21 protein-coding genes and 1 pseudogene are annotated in these 19,927 nt (G+C 57.2%); 6 read left to right on the top strand and 16 right to left on the bottom strand.

All coding sequences use genetic code 11. The annotated features are described in order from the left end of the window. Positions 1–58: 58 nt before the first annotated feature. Positions 59–967 carry a TniB family NTP-binding protein gene (locus tag PQU95_RS06490; protein WP_272751246.1) on the bottom strand — a complete coding sequence of 303 codons (909 nt, stop codon included), beginning with the start codon at positions 965–967 and terminating at the stop codon, positions 59–61. 2 nt (positions 968–969) lie between these two features. Further along, on the bottom strand, positions 970–2,652 hold the full coding sequence (locus PQU95_RS06485) for a TnsB C-terminal domain-containing protein (protein WP_272751245.1): 1,683 nt from the start codon (positions 2,650–2,652) through the stop codon (positions 970–972). Positions 2,653–2,787: 135 nt separating this feature from the next. Here PQU95_RS06485 and PQU95_RS06480 point away from each other — a divergent pair, with 135 nt between their 5' ends. The 5 genes and pseudogenes from PQU95_RS06480 (at position 2,788) to PQU95_RS06460 (ending at position 8,836) form a co-directional block, all read left to right on the top strand. Continuing rightward, complete coding sequence (locus PQU95_RS06480; RefSeq protein WP_272751244.1) at positions 2,788–3,030, top strand: hypothetical protein; 243 nt, start codon at positions 2,788–2,790, stop codon at positions 3,028–3,030. Positions 3,031–3,084: 54 nt separating this feature from the next. Continuing rightward, a complete protein-coding gene (locus PQU95_RS06475) occupies positions 3,085–3,594 on the top strand; it encodes an IS3 family transposase (protein ID WP_272751243.1) in 510 nt (169 codons plus the stop codon). Positions 3,595–3,877: 283 nt separating this feature from the next. After that, positions 3,878–5,467 carry a methyl-accepting chemotaxis protein gene (locus PQU95_RS06470; protein WP_272751242.1) on the top strand — a complete coding sequence of 530 codons (1,590 nt, stop codon included), beginning with the start codon at positions 3,878–3,880 and terminating at the stop codon, positions 5,465–5,467. Further along, the gene (locus PQU95_RS06465; RefSeq protein ID WP_272751241.1) at positions 5,467–7,467 is read left to right on the top strand and encodes a putative bifunctional diguanylate cyclase/phosphodiesterase; all 2,001 of its coding nucleotides are present in this window, start codon (positions 5,467–5,469) and stop codon (positions 7,465–7,467) included. The genes PQU95_RS06470 and PQU95_RS06465 overlap by 1 nt, the downstream gene beginning before the upstream one ends. Before the next feature lie 143 nt (positions 7,468–7,610). After that, positions 7,611–8,836: pseudogene (locus PQU95_RS06460) on the top strand (IS256 family transposase). A gap of 51 nt (positions 8,837–8,887) precedes the next feature. Here the strand turns inward: PQU95_RS06460 and PQU95_RS06455 are convergent. From PQU95_RS06455 to PQU95_RS06440, 4 genes are read right to left on the bottom strand one after another with little or no spacing between them, the layout of a single operon-like run. After that, the gene (locus tag PQU95_RS06455; RefSeq protein WP_272751240.1) at positions 8,888–9,304 is read right to left on the bottom strand and encodes a hypothetical protein; all 417 of its coding nucleotides are present in this window, start codon (positions 9,302–9,304) and stop codon (positions 8,888–8,890) included. Next, positions 9,288–10,043 (bottom strand): hypothetical protein, encoded by a 756-nt coding sequence (locus tag PQU95_RS06450; RefSeq protein WP_272751239.1) that lies wholly within the window; start codon positions 10,041–10,043, stop codon positions 9,288–9,290. Before PQU95_RS06450 ends, PQU95_RS06455 begins: the two co-directional genes overlap by 17 nt. Positions 10,044–10,103: 60 nt before the next feature. Then, positions 10,104–10,712: a PM0109 family protein gene (locus PQU95_RS06445; RefSeq protein WP_272751238.1), complete on the bottom strand. Its 609-nt coding sequence runs from the start codon at positions 10,710–10,712 to the stop codon at positions 10,104–10,106. A gap of 2 nt (positions 10,713–10,714) precedes the next feature. Beyond that, positions 10,715–11,473 carry a hypothetical protein gene (locus tag PQU95_RS06440; RefSeq protein WP_272751237.1) on the bottom strand — a complete coding sequence of 253 codons (759 nt, stop codon included), beginning with the start codon at positions 11,471–11,473 and terminating at the stop codon, positions 10,715–10,717. 205 nt (positions 11,474–11,678) lie between these two features. Here PQU95_RS06440 and PQU95_RS06435 point away from each other — a divergent pair, with 205 nt between their 5' ends. Next, positions 11,679–11,990 carry a helix-turn-helix domain-containing protein gene (locus tag PQU95_RS06435; protein ID WP_272751236.1) on the top strand — a complete coding sequence of 104 codons (312 nt, stop codon included), beginning with the start codon at positions 11,679–11,681 and terminating at the stop codon, positions 11,988–11,990. Positions 11,991–12,194: 204 nt separating this feature from the next. On the opposite strand, the gene PQU95_RS06430 is transcribed toward PQU95_RS06435, so the two are convergent. From PQU95_RS06430 to PQU95_RS06385, 10 genes are all read right to left on the bottom strand, one after another. Continuing rightward, positions 12,195–13,064, bottom strand: a complete 870-nt coding sequence (locus PQU95_RS06430) for an NAD(P)-dependent oxidoreductase (protein WP_272751235.1) — start codon at positions 13,062–13,064, stop codon at positions 12,195–12,197. Further along, positions 13,061–13,420, bottom strand: coding sequence for an EscU/YscU/HrcU family type III secretion system export apparatus switch protein (locus tag PQU95_RS06425; RefSeq protein WP_272751234.1), 360 nt, complete (start codon positions 13,418–13,420; stop codon positions 13,061–13,063). Before PQU95_RS06425 ends, PQU95_RS06430 begins: the two co-directional genes overlap by 4 nt. Next, complete coding sequence (fliK, locus tag PQU95_RS06420; RefSeq protein WP_272751233.1) at positions 13,401–14,903, bottom strand: flagellar hook-length control protein FliK; 1,503 nt, start codon at positions 14,901–14,903, stop codon at positions 13,401–13,403. Before fliK ends, PQU95_RS06425 begins: the two co-directional genes overlap by 20 nt. Further along, positions 14,900–15,292, bottom strand: a complete 393-nt coding sequence (locus tag PQU95_RS06415; protein WP_272751232.1) for a DUF2802 domain-containing protein — start codon at positions 15,290–15,292, stop codon at positions 14,900–14,902. Before PQU95_RS06415 ends, fliK begins: the two co-directional genes overlap by 4 nt. A gap of 42 nt (positions 15,293–15,334) precedes the next feature. Beyond that, the gene (locus PQU95_RS06410) at positions 15,335–15,649 is read right to left on the bottom strand and encodes a flagellar protein FliT (protein WP_272751231.1); all 315 of its coding nucleotides are present in this window, start codon (positions 15,647–15,649) and stop codon (positions 15,335–15,337) included. Then, a complete protein-coding gene (fliS, locus tag PQU95_RS06405; protein ID WP_272751230.1) occupies positions 15,642–16,064 on the bottom strand; it encodes a flagellar export chaperone FliS in 423 nt (140 codons plus the stop codon). The genes PQU95_RS06410 and fliS overlap by 8 nt, the downstream gene beginning before the upstream one ends. Positions 16,065–16,094: 30 nt before the next feature. Next, positions 16,095–17,498, bottom strand: a complete 1,404-nt coding sequence (fliD, locus tag PQU95_RS06400; RefSeq protein WP_272751229.1) for a flagellar filament capping protein FliD — start codon at positions 17,496–17,498, stop codon at positions 16,095–16,097. Positions 17,499–17,513: 15 nt separating this feature from the next. Next, positions 17,514–17,936 carry a flagellar protein FlaG gene (locus PQU95_RS06395; protein ID WP_272751228.1) on the bottom strand — a complete coding sequence of 141 codons (423 nt, stop codon included), beginning with the start codon at positions 17,934–17,936 and terminating at the stop codon, positions 17,514–17,516. 75 nt (positions 17,937–18,011) lie between these two features. Further along, positions 18,012–18,851 (bottom strand): flagellin N-terminal helical domain-containing protein, encoded by an 840-nt coding sequence (locus tag PQU95_RS06390; RefSeq protein ID WP_272751227.1) that lies wholly within the window; start codon positions 18,849–18,851, stop codon positions 18,012–18,014. 203 nt (positions 18,852–19,054) lie between these two features. Continuing rightward, on the bottom strand, positions 19,055–19,897 hold the full coding sequence (locus tag PQU95_RS06385; RefSeq protein WP_272751226.1) for a flagellin N-terminal helical domain-containing protein: 843 nt from the start codon (positions 19,895–19,897) through the stop codon (positions 19,055–19,057). Between the last annotated feature and the right edge of the window lie 30 nt (positions 19,898–19,927).

Raw genomic sequence — 19,927 nt, 5'->3', positions numbered from 1 at the left:
GAAGACAAGGCTTCGCCTTCTCTGGGGGCCGGATGCAGTGGCCAGCGTGGCGCTGGCTTCACATCAGTTCCCGCTCGAATTGCCGCCGCCGCTCGCTGGGGCCGGTGTAGTCGGCCATGCTGAGCGTGCGGTGGTTGATCGCTTCCTCTCCGCTCTCCACGGCGACGATGGCCGCCGCCATCAGCAAGTGCGCCAGTTCGCCTATGGTGCCCTCGCTGCGTGTGAGCAGGTAGCGGGCCATGTCCAGCGTGGCAATCGACGAGGGTCGCCGCAGTGGAAGCGAAGCGGCGAAACTGGCCAGCAGTGAGCAGCAATCGTGATTGGCCTCCCATACCGGCAGCATCATCGGCTCGAAGCGATTTTCCAACTGGTCATCGGAGCGGATGGCCAGGTAGGCGTCGCGCGTGCCGACCCCGACCAGTGGGATGCGCAGTTCATTGCCGAGGAAGCGCAGGAGATTGAGGAATTCCCGGCGGTTGACGCTGTTGCCGGCCAGGACGTTGTGCAGTTCGTCGATCACCAGCATGCGCACGCCGACCTTGCGCAGCAGTACCAGCGCCAGTTGCTCTATTTCCGGCAGCCGTGGGCGCGGTCGCAATGGTGCACCCATCGCCGCAAGCAGCGCGACGTAGAAGCGGATCACCGACGGCTCGGACGGCATCTGCACGACCAATACCGGGATGTGCTCCTGGTCGGCGTCGGAGCTGGCCGGGTGGGCGCGGCGGAACTTCTCGACGATCATCGACTTGCCGTTGTTGGTTGGACCGACCAACAGCAGGTTGGGCATGCGTTGTTTGTTTGGCCACGTATACAGGGCTTCCAGCCGGTTCAACGCCTCGACTGCTCGCGGATAGCCGATCCAGCGGTCGGCGCGCAGGCGATGGATGCGCTCGTCCGCCGGGAGACGGGCCAGGCCCTGGGCCGCCGGCAGCAGGTGGGACAGGTCGATGATGGGATATTCGTCCACGGCTACCACTCCTCAATCTGGTCGAACGGTTTGGCAGGTGGCTGGTTGTCCGCCTGCGCGTCTGCCATGTCCGTGTCCGCTGGTGGCGTGGCTTTGATAGGTTGTTCCGTTGACTTGAGATGCTGGCGTCGATCCGCGTCGCGCCGCGCCTTGCGCGTGGCTTTCTGCGCAGTGGTCACGATTTCGCGCATCTGCCCGATCATGCGGAACAGCGCCGACTCATCCACCTGTTCGCGCCCTTGTTGCCGCAATTTCGCCAGTGCCTGCCGTTGCTCCCAGAGGGTGACAGCCGGGTGCGACAAGGTACGGTATGGAATTTCCAGATAGTGCTGCCCCTCCGGCTCCAGCACCCAAATGCGGCTAATGTCGCGTGGGTCGCGCCGGATCAGGAACGCAGGCAGGCGGTCGCGCCGAGCTATCCACGGCTTGAGCGCATCGGCGTAGTAGTGGATGTGGTCGATGACGAAGCCAGTGCGGGTCAGGGTGCGGCGGAGGACGGGCAGGAAATCGACCAGAAAGGCAGTGGCGCGGGTGACGACGGTCGGCACGCCGACGCGCGCCACGGCCTCGGCCCAGCGCGCCGCCGGTGGCTGAAGCAGACCGTTGTGCACCGAGCCGTGGTAGGTGCCGACCGCCAATGTGAGCCAGCGCTCCAGCTCGCGCAGCGTCAGGGCGGCCTTATTTTCGGAATCGTAGTCGCCGCGCTGGTCCGGGTTGGAGAAGGTTGTTCCCGGTAGATCGTCGTGGATCATCTGCATCGCCGTGCCGATGATCCGTTCCACGATGCCGCCATAGTGCGGCTGCCCGAGAGGCCGATAGTCCAACCGGATGCCATGCTGCTCGCAGCCACGGCGCAGCGCCTCGCTCTTGAATTCGGCCGCGTTGTCCAGGTAGAGCAGCGCGGGCTTGCCGCTCATCGGCCAGACCATTTCCACGTCCAACCTTTCCAACCAAGGGCGCTTGTCGCAGGCGACATGCGCGAGGCACAGACCAACCGAAACGGCAGACGGTGCTTCCAGCGTGACGACAATGCCGAGCACGCAGCGGGTGAACACGTCGATGGCGAGGGTCAGGTACGGACGGCCAATCGGTTGCCGGTCGCGCTCGTCCACCACGATCAGGTCGATGACTGTGTGGTCGATCTGCACCTGCTCCAGCGGTGCGGAAACTGGCGGCGGAACACCACCGGCACCTTGCAGGGTGCGGGACGCATCTTGGCCTTCCCGAAGGCGAGTGGTCTTGAGTGGATCAAGGCTGGCGATCCGCAACGCCACCGTGTTGCGCGCCGGCACCCGCAGCTTCTGCAGCTTGCACGTCCGCGCAACTTCGCGGTGGAAGGCCGCCAGGCTGCGCTTCTGCTTGGTCAGGAAGCGCTTTTGGAGCAACTCGCGGATGATTCGTTCGACCGACTCCGGCAAGCGGCCTTTACCTTTGCCACCGCTCGACTGCCCAAGAGCCAAGTCAGTGACCAGTCCCGAACCTTGCCGGGCACGGCGGATCAGGACGTAGACCTGCCGCCGGGACAAACCCAGTGCCTGGGCTGCCGCGTCGGCCGCTTCATGCCCGACCGTCTCCGACTGCGCCAGCGGCCCAATGATCTCCGCACGACGACGCGCACGCTCCCATGCCTGTTCTGGCAGGGTGGCTACGCCGTGCTCGGCAATCGGTACGGTATCGGTCGCCATGCTCACCTCGCTTTGGTGCACACGAGTATTAAGCATAGACGAGATTGGTGCAGCCGACTGCTGATATCGGTCTGTCATGAGTGGGCTGCACAACAGCCGTTATGCCCATTCAATTGGTGCAGTCGTCTTCTGAAAATGACAGGACTAGCAGACGACGGCATCCCGGTGCCCATCAGCAAGCTGTGCCGCTGGTTCGGCGTGCCACGTCGCACGCTGTACTACCTCCCGCAAAAGGCTGCACCCAAGCTGCAGCCGCAGCTGGTCGAGCCCATAAAGACCATGATTGAAGAGAACCCTTCATTCGGCTACCGCACCGTGGCAGGCCTGCTGGGCATGAACAAAAACACCGTGCAGCGCATCTTCCAGCTCAAAGGCTAGCAGGTGAAGAAGCGGCCGGTCGGCTTCCGCCCGCGTGTGCAAGCCCTGCCATCGGTGGCGGCCGAGCCGAACCAACGCTGGGCCACCGACCTGTGCCGCATCTGGGCCGGCAAGGATGGCTGGTGCCATTTGGCCTTGGTGATCGACTGCTGCACCCGCGAATTGCTGGGCTGGCATCTGTCACGCAGTGGCAAGTCCAAAACGGCCGAATCGGCGCTGGAACACGCGCTGATCAACCGCTTTGGCTACCTGGGCCGGGTGCCGCAACGCTTCCTGCTGCGCAGTGACAACGGCTTGGTGTTTACCAGCCGCAGCTACACCGCACTGGTGAAAAGCTACGGTTTACAGCAGGAGTTCATCACTCCGTACACACCGGAGCAGAACGGCATGGTGGAGCGGGTGATCCGCATCTTGAAAGAGCAGTGTGTGCATCGGCACCGCTTTGAAAGCTTGGCGCACGCCAGCCGGGTAATTGCAGATTGGATCGGGTTCTACAACCACCGGCGCCCGCACCAAGCTTTGGGGATGAAGACGCCGGCGATGGCGTATCAATTAGCAGCCTGACCTGTGCAGAAAGGGGTGGGTCATTACAGATTTGCATGCCAAAGCCATGCCAAAATATTCATTTAAAATATTTCGATAGTATTTGATTATTTTTTTTGTTGTTATTTGATGTAAAATGTTGCAAATTAGCGACATCACCTTACAACCTTAAGCGCTTGGTAATGTTTATATTATATTTTGACCTATACTGAATTGAGTGGTTTTGTATTTTATACAAATAATTATTGCTTTTACATTAGCGAAAGGCATGGATCTTTGTCATGCCAAAAAAATAGGAGCGCATATGCGTAATAACTTGCCTATTACCGATGAAGAGGTTTTTCTGGATCCTCTGCGGCCGATCGTAACCAAGACAAACCTGAAAGGGGTAATTCTGTATGCGAACCCCGAGTTCGTCAGAGTGAGCGGCTTCACCGAAGAAGAGCTGATCGGCCATAGCCATAATATTGTGCGTCATCCAAGCATGCCTGCAGATGCCTTCGCTGATATGTGGTCTACCATCGCTCGCGGCCAACCTTGGCAGGGCTTGGTCAAGAACCGCTGTAAGAATGGTGGCTTTTATTGGGTTAAGGCTTATGTCTCCGCCGTATACGAGCAAGGACATCATGTTGGCTACATGTCGGTAAGGGTCCCACCTTCAACAACGGAAAAGCAGGAGGCTGAGCAGCTGTATCGGCAGGTCTCGCAGCGTAGCAAGTCATTCCCGGTCACAGAACCGATCAAGGCCTTCTCCATTGAAAATTGGATTGTACTAGCTGGCTCCATTCTCATTGTCACCCAGATAGGTAGTGCTGCCCTGTTGCAAGGAAGCAATGCGGCATTCTTTAACCTGTTTTTCACCTTGTTGGTGTGTGGTGTCTTGTTTATCTCGGTACAGAAAATCAGGACAGGCAGCCGAAGCCTACAACAAGGTTTGGCGATGCTGGGTGAGGGTAATTTCAAGCACGAGGCAGACTTTACCTGTAGTCGCGAATTCCAGTACCTGCTGTCCTCCCTGGAAACCACCTGTGTCAACCTGCGAGCGGTCATCTCAGATGTGGTGGCCGCTGGCCAGGATGTCGCCACTACCTCACAGCAGATTGAAAGTGATGCCAACAGCCTGTACCGGAACAATAGTCTCGCGTTCGAGAACACCACAATGATTTCGGCCGCATTGGAGCAGTTAACGGTATCGATTCAGGAAATCACTTACACCACTCAGGAGGGAGCAGAGCACGCCAAGCATGCACGTGATCTGGTTCGCGAGGGGGATGACACGATGCTGAAGGCCAAACTGGCTATTGAGAAGGTAGTAGCAGAGGTCGACAAGACCAGTTTATCGGTGCGGGAGCTGGTTACGATTTCAGAAAAAATCAGCAGCATTACCAATGTGATTCAGCGCATTGCCGAACAAACCAATCTGCTGGCGCTAAATGCTGCCATCGAGGCCGCTCGGGCAGGAGAACACGGGAGAGGGTTTGCGGTCGTCGCCGATGAAGTCAAGAAACTGTCGGAGCAAACTGCCAGAAATACGGTGGACATTAACTCGTCAATCGAGGCCCTGAGCGAAAAAATCAATCAGATTGTGGCCGGCAGTATGGTGATGGAACACTCGGTAGCCAGTGTCGAGCACAGTACTGAAACAATGGCGCAGAGCCTTCAGGCCGTGAACGAGGCCAGCATCGGTGTCGAAAATGTGACCGTATCGATATCCGAAACATTACGCCAGCAATCCAGTGCCGCATCGGAAGTGGCGCAAAGGATGGAAGCACTAATTGGTGCTGCAGAGCAAAACAATAACAGCATCAAGAGCAGTCTCAGCGTAGCAACAGACCTGAATAACGCCTCGTTGGATTTGAAGAAGCTGTTGCAGAATTTTGAAAGGAACATGTAATGCAGGGGGTGTCCGATGCATTGTTGGCATTGTTTTTGAAGAATGCAGACACCGTTGGCTGGTGGTTTGACTCTGGACTTGAGGAGATTGTGTGGACAGATAATGCGGCCAGTATTTTCGGACTGCCACACTCAGACGCACCCGATATCCTGTCTTTATTTGGAGAGCGCGAGCGGAAAGCATGGCAGGAGGCAATACAGCAGGTACAGCATGGAAAAGGCAGTTTTGATATTGAGCTGCCCTGCAGTCGGGGCAAGGAAAAGAAAACCTGGCGAGTTAAGGGAAGCTTCTCGCACAAAATTCCGAACCTGACGGTGCTTGGTACTGCGCAGGATGTCACAGAGATAAAGCGGCTTCATCATGATGTCGAGCGTAACCACTACCGCTATCGTAACGTGATTGAGTCTGCGATGGATGCGATTGTCTCGGTTGATAAAAATCAGCTGATCGTACTATTCAATAAGGAGGCCGAACGGGTATTCGGCTGGCGTGCGGAAGAAGCTACCGGTCAACACCTTAATATCTTGATTCCTGGTCGTTACCACAGAAGCCATAAGACGCATGTCAATAATTTTTTGGTGGAAAACGGTGCCCATCGTGCCATGGGGCGCAGCATGGAGCTGTGGGCCCTACGCAAGGATGGTAGTGAATTCCCGATAGAGGCATCGCTATCGAAGTTCAAGACCGATGGCGATATTATTTCGACGGTAATCGTGCGTGATGTGTCGGCCAAGAGAGCCTATGAAAAAAAGATGTACAAGATGGCATTCTTTGACCCGCTTACCGGATTACCAAACCGCAATGCCCTCTTTGACGAAAGCCCAGCACTATTTCAGGAAGCCAGCTTTCTGGAGTTGGCATTAGTTGATCTGGATCGTTTCAAAGACATCAACGACAGCTACGGCCATTACTTTGGCGATAAAGCGTTGACTGAAATCGGTGCACTGCTGAAACGGGTCGCGGAGGAACATGGTGCCCGGGTATATCGGCTGGCTGGTGACGAATTTGTTGTGATCTCGGTTGGTAAAGATCTTACGCGGCTGACCTACCAATTGATGAAGATCGGTAATGTACCACTGCAGATTGGTAACCACGCATTCTGGCCTGGCATGTCGGTTGGTGTCGCACGTAGCCCGGGTGATGCCAGTAATGTAGAAGACTTGATCAAGTGTGCTGATGTGGCATTGAATATCTCCAAGCAGAAAGGGCGCGGTCGCATCGAGTATTTCCGTGAAGACCTGTTCTCGACTATCGAGGCCCGCACTCTGCTGTCGACCAGGCTGGAGGAGTCTATCCGCAATGGCGAACTGTACTATTGCTTCCAGCCGATCATAGACACAGATACGGCCCGCACGGTTGGCTATGAGGTTTTGGCGCGCTGGTGCCATAACGGGCAGCAGGTGCCGCCCGATGTCTTCATACCCCTTGCAGAAGAGACCGGTCGAATTCACATCATCCAAGATCATCTGTTTGATTTTCTTGCGGCCAACGTTGCAAAGCTTGGTGAGGATGCCTATCTGGCAATCAATATTTCACCATCACAAATGGTTGCAGAGACCTTCCATCGCAGTTTGCAACGGTTCCTGGCGGAGAGTGGCTTTGCCGCAGAACGGCTGGAGCTGGAGCTAACAGAACGCTCGCTGCTGCTGGTTGGCGATGAGGTAGTGGTCTTGCTAGAGCGGATCAAGGCGCTGGGAGTCAAACTGAGCATTGATGACTTTGGTACTGGCTATTCCTGCCTGTCTTATCTCAAGGACCTGCCATTCGACAAACTGAAGATCGACCGCTCATTCGTGATGAACATCGACAACGATCCGAAAAACCTCGCAATAGTGATGACCATTATCAACCTAGCGAAAAACCTTGGCATGAGCGTGTTGGCGGAGGGAGTGGAGAAGGAAGGGCAAGCCAATGTGTTGAAGAGGATGGGCTGTCACCTGTTCCAAGGCTATCTCTACTCGAAACCACTGACATTATCACAATTGATGGAGGCATATTAGTACTGGTGCAGTGATCGGCAGAAGTGAATCGCCGACGCTGTACCAGATATCCCTTGATGCTCGCAAGGTACCGACGTGGGCGTGTACTGAATTTTGTGTAAACGGACATTTGGCAGGACACTGCCATCTTGTCTGGAGGCACAATGAGCGCAAAGAACCACAACGTACCTGAAGCACTACTGGCCAGCTTGCTGGCCGATTACAAGAAGCCCGAAGACCTCATCGGAGAGAACGGCCTACTCAAGCAGCTGACCAAGTTGCTGGTCGAGAAAGCACTGGATGCCGAGATGGCCGCGCACCTCGGCCATAGCAAGCATGAGCCGGTGATCAATGCCGCCGGGAACGCCCGTAACGGTAAGAGCCGCAAGACCCTCAAGGGCGAGTTCGGTGAGTTACCCATCGCAGTACCACGCGACCGCCACGGCACCTTCGAGCCACAACTGATCCCAAGCACCAAACCCGCTAGGCCGGTTTCGACGACAAAGTCATCTCGCTTTACGCCCGGGGCATGACGGTCCGCGAAATTCAGGCCCATCTGGAAGAAATGTACGGCGCCGAGGTCTCGCCCAGCCTGATCTCCTCCATCACCGATGCCGTCAGCGAAGAGGTCAAAGCTTGGCAAGCTCGGTCACTCGATGCGGTCTACCCGATCATCTACCTCGACTGCATCCACGTGAAGGTGCGCGAGGGAGCCGTCCGCGTGAAGGCCGTTTATCTCGCCATCGGCGTCACCCTGGCTGGAGAGAAGGAGGTGCTGGGGATGTGGCTGGCCCAGACGGAGGGCGCCAAGTTCTGGCTTCAAGTGGTGACCGAGCTGCGGAACCGGGGCGTACAGGACATCTTTATCGCCTGCGTCGATGGCCTGAAGGGTTGCCCGGAAGCGATCGAGGCAGTCTTCCCGCAAGCCGCCGTGCAGCTGTGCATAGTGCACATGGTGCGGCACAGCCTGAGCTACGTGTCGTGGAAGGGGCGCCCGGAGGTGGCGGCCGACCTGAAGCGGATCTACCAATCTGCGACCCTGGACGAAGCAGAGCAGCGGCTAGGAGAGTTCGAGGCAAAATGGGATGGGGAGTATCTGCCGATTGCCCAGTCCTGGCGGCGCAACTGGGCTCGGCTGACGCCATTCTTCGACTACCCGCCGGAGATCAGGAAGGTGATCTACACCACCAACGCCATCGAGTCGGTGAATATGAGCCTGCGCAAGCTGACCAAGAATCGGAGCTCGTTCCCGAGTGATGAGGCATTGCTGAAATTGTTCTACCTGGCGCTGAGGAACATCAGCCAGAAGTGGACCATGCCGATTCGGGATTGGAAGGCAGCGCTGACTCGCTTTACCATTCAGTTCGAGGAGCGCATTCCACAGGCGTAACTGAAACCCCGTTTACACAAAAATTCGGACAGGCCCCCTTCGGATAAACGACTACATCAAAGCTTCTGGCCGGATGAAATGCGCCTTGGCGAGCAACCGCAATTCGCCATGTGGGCCAAGGCGTACCTCTGAGCAGGCTCCCAGCCAGTTTGCCAACCTAGTAGGCAACCAGAGCCTCTGGCCCTGTGCCACACAAATCGCAGCCTGCCCCAGCGCCGTACGCTGAAACCGCTCCAGCATCGGAGGCTCCATCTGCTGCTCCCGCAAGGACTGCATATAGCGTTCGACCATCTCTTGCTCCTGCCCAGTGGGTACCAACACAAGAAAACGCTCGGCTAGCACGATGGGCATGGCCGTGCAGGTTGGCCGCAGGTCATCCGGCAATGAGTCGGGTAGCACTATCTCCGTATAGGGCTCAAGTGCTTGCAGCTCTGCCAGGACCACCATCACATCAGTCTTCGGGTTCATCCTCCACCTCATCCAACGGCCACAGGTCCTCTGCGGCCAACGTCCACGGGCGTTTGCCCCGTCCTGCCGATTGTACTGTCACCGAGATCGTTTCTTCCAGCGCCCGCCTCGCCATGTTGTCGCCGTAGTCAGTTGCGATTTCGGCCAGCGGGTCAAACAGCTTCAATGCCTCGGCAAAACGCGCCACCAGCCCTTCGTCAGAGTCCTGATAGGCGCGGTCACCCCTGACCATCGCCGCCATCAACGCCAGGTCGATTTGCGTACTGGGCAGCCAGTCCACGGCATGCCGGTAGCCAACGGCCCAGCGCAGGCTGGTGCCCATCAGCAGCGCATGAAAGTCAGGCTCATGTTGGCCCAGCTCGCAGCTGCCGAGAATGCAGCCTTCCAGGCCGTGGAGGCCGCTGATAGCACGTTTGATCTGGTCCGCCATCAGCTTGATCTCCACCATGGCGGTATCCAGCCGGATACCCGAGCCATACTTGTCGTTACCCAGCTTGCGACCGGAACCATGCGCAGCGATATACAGATAGAAACGACCATTGCGGTGATGCTCGGCAGCCTCAGCCAGATGCGCCAGCCCTTGCCGGAAGCCATCCAGGCCAAAGAAGCTGGCACTGTAGAGCCGGCAATCGGTTAGCCGTGCCAGCCCCTCAAAGAACGGAATGACCGATGCCTGCGACGGGTTGTTCTCGATGCCCCACCATGGTTGCTCCAACACCAGAATGACTTTGACCGCCATCACCGCTCCAGAATGACAAACGCCCGACGGGAGGCCTGCCGGGCGGTATGGGTAACGAGATTAAATCGCTTGGTCCAGCTTCTCAGAAGCACGCTGCCTCAGCGCAGCGATGGCGGCACGCACGGAGGCCTCATCCACTAGGTCGGCCAAGCTCAGTGCCTCACCGTAGGCGCGGTAGCCGGGGTTATCGTCACATACGGCGACCTCGCCAAGCGGCGGGTAATCCGTGTTCGACCACACCTGGTAGTACCAATTGTGGCTTTCCTCTTTGGGCTCCACGCACTGGAAGAAGTAGATCCGGAGCTCACTGCTACTATCTTCAGCCGCCTGCTCGTTTTCCTCGTCGGCGCCATTGCCGGTATCGCTGCGCACCCAGACATCAATCAGCAAATCGCCTTTGCGGTGGAAATGCGCCGGATCTTCTTGGCCGTGATCACGAAGCCAGAGGAAAGAAACGTCATTGAACGGCAGCAGACGCTGGCCACCATCGTCGCTACGCTCCAGACGATCCAGGCTGCGTGGCATCTTGTTCCGGTAGTGCTGATGGTAGTGAGTGGCGCCCAGCTCTTCACGGATAAAGCCAAGCAGCTCCAGTACCCGCTGCTGATAGTCAGCCAGCAGGCGGTAGGCCTTGCGAACATCCAGCAGTGCGTTATCGATAGTGGTCATGGTCAGAAACTCCAGCTCTGGATCGGGAAAGCGCCGCTAGCAATACCTGGCGCAGTTAAGGTAGACAGTGGGGTCAGGGAGATGCGTGGTGCAGTAGCCTGGCTTTCCGGCACGGTGTGCAGGCCACTGATGGGGTAGCTCTCGGAGTCGATGCCCACCGGTGCCAGCTGCGCCAACCAACGGTGGGCCTGCGTACGTAGGCCGTGCCATTCATAGGTGGCCGCGATATCGCTTAGCAGACGATGCAACCCAGGCTGCCAATCGGCATCGGCGTCAGCAATAACTGCCTGCAGTGCGAGGTACACTTGGTGCCAGCTACGGCAAACCAGCTCGTACTCGACCGAGAAATCGCCTAGCTCGGCGTCAATCTGCTCACACAGTGCCTGGGACGTGGCCTCGCCGTAGTCTTGCAGCCCGCCAACGGTCAACAGTACCGGGCGCTGTATCTCACCGTCCTGCATCCCGGCAACCAGTTCACGCGCCAACTGCTGGGCATACTGCTGGAGGCCGTCGTCGTAACGCTTGGCCTCTACCAGCAGGGTACGCTCTCTGCCATACAGCACTACATCAGGTTCAACGCGCTGCCCCGACAGTGACCATGATGGCCAGAACTGCAGGTCATCGATGACACCCACCGGCTCATCCAGGCTGAGGAGCGCCTCAAGGAACCCTGCCAGCAGCGAATCTGGCAGGTAAGCCAGCCGTTCAAACACCGTTCCAGTCAGAACGTCCTCGGCGCCATCGTGGGCGCCAAGCGTCAACTGCTTACCGGCAAACCCCGTGCCTCGCCGCTTTCCATTCAACACCGCTGCCAGCATATGACTCCCTCGCAGAGATGGCTGATCGAACACACACTTCAAAATCAGCCTTATACGTCACCAATCCTATAAATAGTAACGTCACACGCCGTGGTCAGTCTACCTTCCAGGCTGATTAAATCCAAGGATCACCCATAGGACGTTTACCTTGGATACCAAAAAGCAGATAGGCTTGATAGTCCAGCAACTACGGAAGCGTCAGGGCTTATCGCAAGAGACCTTAGCGGCGGCTGCCAAGCTGGATGCCAAGTCGTTGAGCCGACTTGAACGCGGGGTACATTACCCAGCAATTGAGACGCTGGAGAGAATCGCTACCGTGCTGAATGTTGAGCTGAAAGATTTTTTCGACTTCACAGCGGCTCCCTCCACGGAAGAGCTGCGCAAACGACTACGCCAAGAAGCAGATCAAGCCGATGAGGAGAAACTGCGCAGAGTAGTAAGCTGGCTAGACAGTCAATAATCCAGCTGGAAGAACAACACCGGCCTGAAGAGCACCACCCGGCGGGGTGTACACATGGGTGTACATTTCCAAAAAAAGCGAGTAATGAAACCCTTTAAAAATAGGCATCTTGCCGTATTACTCAACATACAGATCCAACGGAATAAGCATTCCGCGTTACACGGCAAGCAACAAGGCCGCCCGTTACGGGCGGCCTTGTTGCTGTCAGGCGTTATCCGCCCAGATCAGCCGGGCAATGGCGGACGAGTCCAGCTCGCCTTCGCCACTGGCTACCAGCTGGCTGATCAGCCCGGCCACGCGCTCGGCCTCGGGCAGGCGTATGCCCAGCTCGCGCGCCGTATCCAGCACGATGCCCATATCTTTCTGATGCAGCCTGGCCTTGAAGCCGGGGGCGTAATTGTCGTCGATCATGCGCTGGCCGTGCACGTCCAGCACCTTGCTGCCGGCAAAGCCGCCCAGCAGCGCCTGGCGTACCGGCGCCGGGTCCACACCACAGGCTTGCGCCAGCTTCATCACCTCTGCTACCGCAGCAATACCGACACCAACGGCAATCTGGTTGCAGGCCTTGGCGACCTGGCCGGCACCGCTAGCCCCGATATGGGTGATTGTCTTGCCCATGGCGGCCAGCACCGGATGTACCTTGTCCAGCGCAGCGGCATCGCCGCCGACCATGATGGTGAGGGTGCCGTTGATAGCACCAACTTCACCACCGGACACCGGGCAATCCAGAAAGCTGATGCCGCGGGCGGCAAGGTTGGCCGCAATGTCGCGGGCACCAATGGGCGAGATAGTGCTCATGTCGATGCACACCAGCCCCGGGCGGGCGGTACTGGCCACACTATCGTCCCCCAGTAGTAGCGCGGCGACGTCGGCGGTATCGGACACATTGGTAATGAGCACATCCACACTGGCGGCCAACTCGGCCACACTCGCTGCCCAGTGCGCGCCTGCGTCGATAAGGCTGGCAGCGCTTTCCGGGCGGCGTGCCCATACTGTTACCTCGAAACCGGCGCGTAACAGGTTGCTGACGCAAGGGCGTCCCATGATGCCCAGACCGATGTATCCCACTTTCATTGTTTGGCTCCGTTATCTGCCGCGACGGCAACAGGGGGGGGCCGGCGCATGGCCAGCCATTGTGCAAAGTCGAGCTTTTCGCCTTTGGCGTGCTGTTCCAGGAAATAGACAAAGGCCAATACCTCGGCCACGGCGCGGTAAAGCTCGGGCGGGATATGGCTATCCAGGTCAACCTGCATCAGCAGATTGACCAGCTCAGGCGAGTCGTGCACGAATACGCCGGCATCTTTGGCGTGTTCGATGATGCGCTCGGCCGTCTGGCCGTAGCCTTTAGCCACGACAGTCGGTGCGCTGGCGCCATCCTTGTACTTGAGCGCCACCGCGGAGCGGCGGCCATCAGCCCGTGCTGGCTTCATGTCTTACCTGCAGGCTAGCCAGTGCCAGACCGGCGGCTTCCATCGAGCCGGCAAGCTGCTGACGGTATTGTTCGATCAGGGCTGCGGCCTCTGGGTTATCGGTATCAAAGGTGAGCTGCACCTGGTTACCTACCAGACGCAAGCGTGCTGCCAAGCCGCCCAGCGCCGGCAAACTCATGGCCAGGCTGGTATGCCACGCGCGCATTTCTTGTTGGCCGTTACCCTCGCGCTCGCCACCTTGCTCCGGCTGAATCTGCCATTGTACCAGCTGGCCAGGCCAGGCTTGGCCGGTGTACATGAATTGGTGCTGCTCCAGGGTATCAAGCTGACGCTGTACCAGGTGGCCCGCTTCAGGTGTCACGGTATGCTTGCCAGCACTGGCTTCGGCCGTCGTCAAAGTAGTAGCCAGCCGTGCCTGCGGCTCTTGCTTCAGCTCGTCCAGCGACAGTCGGCCATCAACCCAGGCCTTCTGGTGAGCTTCATAGAATACTCCGCTCTTTTCAACGGTGGCCTTGAGGTGGGTTTCCTGCTCCGGCGCCGGCTGCGACGGGTTGGGCAACAAGGCCGCCTGGCTAGCCTCAGTCCGTAACGTAGCGGGCATGGCGGCCAACCCTGCAGCCAGACGGTTAGCAATGACATCAGACAGCGGTTTGCCTTCCAGCTGGCCCGCTGTCGGCAAAGCACTCGCCAGCGTGGCCGCAGTTGCCGTCGAACCTTGAGCGCCATTGCTGGATGCCAGCAGGCTACTCAAATACCGCGAAGCGGTGCTAAACGATACGGGGGCGGACTTGTCGCTGGCAGCGGCTTGAGGCAGATTGACTTGAGTAAAGCTGAGAACCGGCTCGGTAGCGCGCACGCGTAGCATCAAGGGGTCGGCGCGCAGCGCCTGGCCATCTCCTGGCGCCTTCAGGGTAAACGCTGCATTTTTTACCAGAACGGCAGCACTGCCATCAGGTAGACGCTCTGCCACCCTGGCCATCACCCATTCGCCAGGCTGGAAAGCAGGTAGCTTGCCTTGTGGCTGGGTAAGGGTTTCCAGCTCCACTCCCTCGCTGCCTGCAGCCAATTGCAGGGCCTGTGCCAAGGCCTGCGACTGCTTGGTGGTTGGCGTATCTGCAGGCGATGGCTCGGGTTTGAGATCGTCCGTATCCAGCAGCAAGAAAGCCAGCGGCTGGGTAGTCGCCACCCGCAAACGCAGGTCTTCGCCCTGCAGCGTGGCCCCCTGCGGTACATTCAGCAGAAAGGGTTCACCTTTTATCTGCGCAGAGATGCGGCCATCCGGCAGGCGCTCGCTGATCTTGGCCAGAATGGTCTCGCCACCTTGCAGCACCGGCATGCGGGCCGGGGTACTGCTGGCTTCCAGCAGCAGGCGGCCCTGCTCGCGACTGAGCTTGACAGCCTGCGCCGTAGTAAGCGGGTTGCCGGCCAGCTCGGACGTACCAGCCTGCAGGCCGGGCAAACCCTGGGAAAGCGGAGAGATCATGCAGTAGGACTATTGCGGTACAAGGAAAGGATCAACTCGGCCTCGCTGCGCGAGATGCCACAGCGCTCGGCCACATCGGCAGTGGAGAAACCACGCTTGAACAGCTCTATAGCCTGGTTATAGGGGCTGGCGCCCTCGGTGGTGGCCAGTGGCTGCTGGCGAGGCTGCGGCCTGATGGGGGGAGTCGCGACGATAGTGTCGGCGCGTGGCGCCGAAGGCAACTCCTGCACTGTGCGCTGCAAGGCGCTGATTTGCCGTTGCAAGTGGTCAAAAGTGCTTGCCTCGACCCTGCGCTCGGACTCCATCATGTCAATGCGCCGCCAGAGCCAGAACACGATGCCGGACTGCAGCACCACAATCAAAAATAACAACCAATCGGTAGTATTCATCACAGGCTCCGGAGTCTGAGCAGCCAAAACAGCGGCAGAAGCCTAGCGGTATGTAGTAGATATCTTCTGCTGCTGGCGTAAACTCTGCAGCAGCTCAGAAAGCTCGTGATGACGGATGGCAACCAGCTTTTCCATCTGTTGGTTTTGCTGCAGGGTTTCTACCAATATGGCACGTGTTTGCTCATCCAGCGCACCTAGTTGCAAGCATTCACGCAGCAGGTCAAAACACTGGTCACGCTGCTCGCCCAGCAACAGCCAAGCTTCCCAGTCTTCATGCTGGGCCACGGCCAGCATCTGGGCAGTAAGTGCTGAATAGTGCGACAGAATCGCAGCATCCTGGCCTGCCATCTCAGACATGCCCTACCCGCTGACCAGCCCCCTGCATCTTGTCCAGCTGTTTCCAGGCACCTAGCAGATCTTCGAGCAAGGAAATCACTTCATCCAGTATTTCAGCGTCATTTTTCAGATTTGCCACACCAAGACGGTGCTTCATGTAGAGGTATAACTCCCGCAGGTTGGCAGTCACCTCACCGCCTTTTTCGAGGTTAAGCACCGTATCCAGGCCATTGATAATGTCCAGGCCCTTACCAATGAGCTTACCCTTGGCAATGTAGTTGTTACGCGCTATCTCACCCTGCGCCTTGCGCAGGGCCGATATGGCACCTTCGTACAACATCACGATCAAACCGACAGGGCTAGCCCCATACACGGATGCCTCAAGTGCATCGGATTGATACGCCTTGTTCAATTGCTGCAATGCCAGTCGATTCATTTATTATCACCCTGCCGTATCTTATTAAAATCAACCAAGCATTGATGCCATATAGCTACTTTGGTTCTTCATTTTGGCCAGCGCAGCATCCAGTGACGAGAATTGCGTCAGATAACGCTTTTGCATCATGTCAAGACGCGCCTGAATCTGGTCCTGCTTCTGCTTTTCGTAGGTTACCTGCAGATTCAGGCTATCGGTACGCACCTGCACCATGCCGTCCGGCCCCAGCATTTTGTTGAGTTTGCCGTTCAGACGGTCCGCATAGCCGTCGGCATTGCTATTACTGAACAGTTTGTACACTGCCGTTGAGTCTTTATTCAGCGCCTTCTTGAAGGCTTCGCTATCCAGTTTGAGATTACCGTCTTTCTGCAGTGAAATACCCGCCTGCGACAGATAACCCAGACCAGACTCCAGTGAGACACCAGCCAGGCCTACCGTCATTTCGGCGGTCAGATCTTGCATGATCATGCGGGCACCACTATCTAGCCGTACCGCCGTACCGACTACCTTGCCGTTAGCGTCGGTAACCTGGCTGCTGCTTTGCTTGTACATGCCATCAATCTGGCTTTTGATCTTATTGAAGCCATCAACAAACGACTGCACATTCTTGATAACAGCGTCATCATCACGCGTTACCGTCACCGTCGCCGAACCGGTTTTGTACAGGTTCAGTTCCAGGCCGGTGAGTGCCTCGGTAATCTTGTTGGAAGAAGCCGTAATAGCTACCCCGTTCACGGTGAACTGCGCATCACTGGGCGCCGCGGTACGCTTGGCCAGGTTGGCCGCATCGCTACTGCTGCGGTCAAAATCCAGAAAACCCACGCCAAGTGCAGCCCCCCCCGTCACCGAGAATGCTCCATCATTACCCGCTTTTTTACTGCTCAGCGCCAGTTTGTAACCGTCGGTACCACTGTTGACTACCGAGGCAGAGACATCGCCACCTTTGGCATTGATGGCATCGCTGATAGACTGCAGCGATGCATTGGCGCCAATCGTGACGTTGAGCGTAGTGCCGGAGCCGAAAGCGATACTAAGATCGCCACCCGTGGCATTTCCCAGGCTTTGGGTATTGGAGGTAATCTTGCCGCTACTGCCGTCATAGCCGGTCAGCGCCAGCGTCTGCGCTGCCGCCAGCGACGAAACATTCACCACATAAGTGCCGGAAGCCGCTGTCGAACCCGCATTTGCCTTGACCGCGCTGGCATCACTACTGTCGGTCTTGTTGGCATTCAGTGACGAACCGGAAATCAGGCCGCGCAAGGATGTCTGGAAATCCGACAGGGCGGATTTCAGCTTGCCTAGTGAGGAAACCTGATTGTTGTAGGTATTGATCCGGTTCTTGCTGGAGGTCAGCGGTGCCTGTTCTACCGACATCAGCTGGGACACCAGGCCCTGTACATCAAAGTTGCTACCAGCAGTGGTGATTGCGGCCATGATCTACTCCCGAGGCTACGCCTCGTCGTGCAGCAGGATACTGCGAAAATCCTCGATGGCCTTCGCAATACGGATAACTTCAGGCGAAGGAATCTGCCTGATCACTTCCTTGCTGCTTTTGTCTACTACCTTGACGATCTGCATCTGGGTATCGTCATCTACCGTGAACTGCAGATCACCCTTATAAAGCTTTACCGTGTCATTCAGCTTTTTGACGGCATCAGCCAAGTCTGACTGGCTGAATGCCTGCTGATCGGCTTTGCTTTTTGCCTGCTCTTTTGCTTCAGCCTCTTTGACACCACTTACTGCCTTGAGCGTTTCGGGCTTGACGGTTGCCGCAGCTTCTCCATCTTTGGAGAGTTGTTGCGGTAACTCCACCTGTTGCTTGGCAGTCAGGCCCAGCGGTTGAAAGCCCCCGGTTACTGATCCGATTTGCATGATAAGCACCTCATAAAAAAGGACTCCCTCCTACAGCATAATCCAGACCATAGGAGGGAAACCACTTTTATCACCTTAGCGGAGCAGGGACAGCGCAGCCTGCGGCACGGTGTTGGCCTGGCCCAAGATGGCGGTACCTGCCTGTTGCAGGATCTGGTTACGGGTCAACGAGGCGGTTTCCGAGGCGAAGTCGGTATCCATGATACGGCTCTTCGACGCACTGAGGTTTTCCACGTAAGCCTGGGTGTTGGCAATCACGGCCTCGAATCGGTTCTGGATCGCACCAAAAGTAGCACGCGTATTGGTTACCGTCTGAATCGCAGCATCCATCGAGGCAATCGCCGCCGATGCAGCACCGGAAGACGACACGTTAACCGTCCCGGTAGCTGTCAGCGAACCGCTATATGCCGAAATACCGGACAGTTCGACACCGCTGGTGGTCACTTGGTTATCGGTAGAACCCGAGGAGCCAACCTGGAAGGTCAGACCCGAACCGCCAGACAACAGTTTGGTACCGTTAAAGTTGGTGGTCTGTACGATACGCGATACTTCTTGCGTCAGTTGATCCACTTCTTTCTGCAGCTGCGAGCGGTTGTCATCAGAGATGGAACCGTTGGCCGCCTGTACCGAAATTTCGCGGATACGCTGCAGGTTGTTACCTACTTGGCCCAAGGCACTTTCAGCCGTTTGGGCAACCGAGATACCGTCGTAGGCGTTACGGATACCCTGGCTGTTACCTCGGATCTGCGAAGAGAGGCCTTCAGATACAGCCAGACCGGCCGCGTCATCCTTGGCAGAGTTTACGCGCAAGCCGGAAGACAGCTTTTGCAGAGAAGAAGCCAGTGCCGAGTTGGACTGGTTCAAGTTGCGCTGCGCATTGAGCGAGGCAATGTTGCTGTTTACGATGATAGGCATTTTAAACTCCGTTATTATGGCGACTTGGCTCGGAAGCGAACTTCCCGGGTTTTGATACCAATCGCTCTAACGCTCTATCGTCAGTTCTTTATTGCTCTTGAGGCTTTTTTTAAAATTTCTCAAAAAAAAGACAAAAAAATCCCCGGCAGTTCGCCAGGGACAGAGGTACCAAATCAGTTGGTGTATATCGTTGTTAGCTTACCTTAGCCACGCAGCAGAGACAGCGCTGCCTGCGGTACCTGGTTAGCCTGCCCCAGGATGGAGGTACCAGCCTGCTGCAGAATCTGGTTACGCGTCATCTGTGCAGTTTCTGCAGCAAAGTCGGTATCCATGATACGGCTACGGGAAGCCGACAGGTTTTCAGTAAACGCCTGCATATTGGCGATTACGGCTTCAAAACGGTTTTGTACAGCGCCATACGTAGCTCGTGTGTTCGTCACGGTGCGGATCGAGGCATCCATCGATGCAATCGCTGCAGACGCAGCACCAGAGGTGGACACATCAACAGTACCGGTTGCACTCAGTGTGCCGCTGTAACCAGCAATGCCACTCATTTCTACACCGCTGGTAGTAACCTGGTTATCGGCAGAGCCAGACGCACCTACCTGGAAGGTCAGGCCGGAACCACCAGTCAGCAGCTTGGTGCCGTTGAAGTTGGTTGTCTGCACGATGCGGGAAATCTCTTGCGTCAGCTGGTCCACTTCTTTTTGCAGCTGGGAGCGGTTGTCGTCCGATACGCCACCGTTAGCAGCCTGCACAGCCACTTCACGGATACGCTGCAGGTTGTTGCCTACCTGGCCCAGCGCGCTTTCAGCAGTCTGCGCTACCGAAATACCGTCGTAGGCGTTACGCACACCCTGGTTGTTACCGCGAATCTGCGAGGTCAGGCCTTCGGCCACGGCCAGGCCGGCGGCATCATCCTTGGCGCTGTTCACGCGCAGGCCGGAGGACAGTTTCTGCAACGATCCAGCCAACGCAGTGTTGGACATGTTCAGGTTGCGCTGTGCATTCAGGGATGCGATGTTGCTGTTAACGATGATTGGCATTTTGGCACCTCATTGATTCTATTTGGTTTC

Source organism: Vogesella aquatica (assembly GCF_028548455.1).
Taxonomy (GTDB): domain Bacteria; phylum Pseudomonadota; class Gammaproteobacteria; order Burkholderiales; family Chromobacteriaceae; genus Vogesella; species Vogesella aquatica.
This window is presented reverse-complemented; position numbering and strand designations above follow the sequence as displayed.

Coding starts and splice junctions, on each gene's coding strand:
- PQU95_RS06445 (WP_272751238.1), bottom strand. CDS start 10,712: ATGACCACTATCGATAACGCACTGCTGGATGTTCGCAAGGCCTACCGC.
- PQU95_RS06465 (WP_272751241.1), top strand. CDS start 5,467: ATGCAGGGGGTGTCCGATGCATTGTTGGCATTGTTTTTGAAGAATGCA.
- fliS (WP_272751230.1), bottom strand. CDS start 16,064: ATGAATCGACTGGCATTGCAGCAATTGAACAAGGCGTATCAATCCGAT.
- PQU95_RS06430 (WP_272751235.1), bottom strand. CDS start 13,064: ATGAAAGTGGGATACATCGGTCTGGGCATCATGGGACGCCCTTGCGTC.
- PQU95_RS06385 (WP_272751226.1), bottom strand. CDS start 19,897: ATGCCAATCATCGTTAACAGCAACATCGCATCCCTGAATGCACAGCGC.
- fliD (WP_272751229.1), bottom strand. CDS start 17,498: ATGGCCGCAATCACCACTGCTGGTAGCAACTTTGATGTACAGGGCCTG.
- PQU95_RS06395 (WP_272751228.1), bottom strand. CDS start 17,936: ATGCAAATCGGATCAGTAACCGGGGGCTTTCAACCGCTGGGCCTGACT.
- PQU95_RS06410 (WP_272751231.1), bottom strand. CDS start 15,649: ATGTCTGAGATGGCAGGCCAGGATGCTGCGATTCTGTCGCACTATTCA.
- PQU95_RS06415 (WP_272751232.1), bottom strand. CDS start 15,292: ATGAATACTACCGATTGGTTGTTATTTTTGATTGTGGTGCTGCAGTCC.
- PQU95_RS06485 (WP_272751245.1), bottom strand. CDS start 2,652: ATGGCGACCGATACCGTACCGATTGCCGAGCACGGCGTAGCCACCCTG.
- fliK (WP_272751233.1), bottom strand. CDS start 14,903: ATGATCTCTCCGCTTTCCCAGGGTTTGCCCGGCCTGCAGGCTGGTACG.
- PQU95_RS06390 (WP_272751227.1), bottom strand. CDS start 18,851: ATGCCTATCATCGTAAACAGCAACATTGCCTCGCTCAATGCGCAGCGC.
- PQU95_RS06425 (WP_272751234.1), bottom strand. CDS start 13,420: ATGAAGCCAGCACGGGCTGATGGCCGCCGCTCCGCGGTGGCGCTCAAG.
- PQU95_RS06455 (WP_272751240.1), bottom strand. CDS start 9,304: ATGAACCCGAAGACTGATGTGATGGTGGTCCTGGCAGAGCTGCAAGCA.
- PQU95_RS06450 (WP_272751239.1), bottom strand. CDS start 10,043: ATGGCGGTCAAAGTCATTCTGGTGTTGGAGCAACCATGGTGGGGCATC.
- PQU95_RS06480 (WP_272751244.1), top strand. CDS start 2,788: ATGACAGGACTAGCAGACGACGGCATCCCGGTGCCCATCAGCAAGCTG.
- PQU95_RS06470 (WP_272751242.1), top strand. CDS start 3,878: ATGCGTAATAACTTGCCTATTACCGATGAAGAGGTTTTTCTGGATCCT.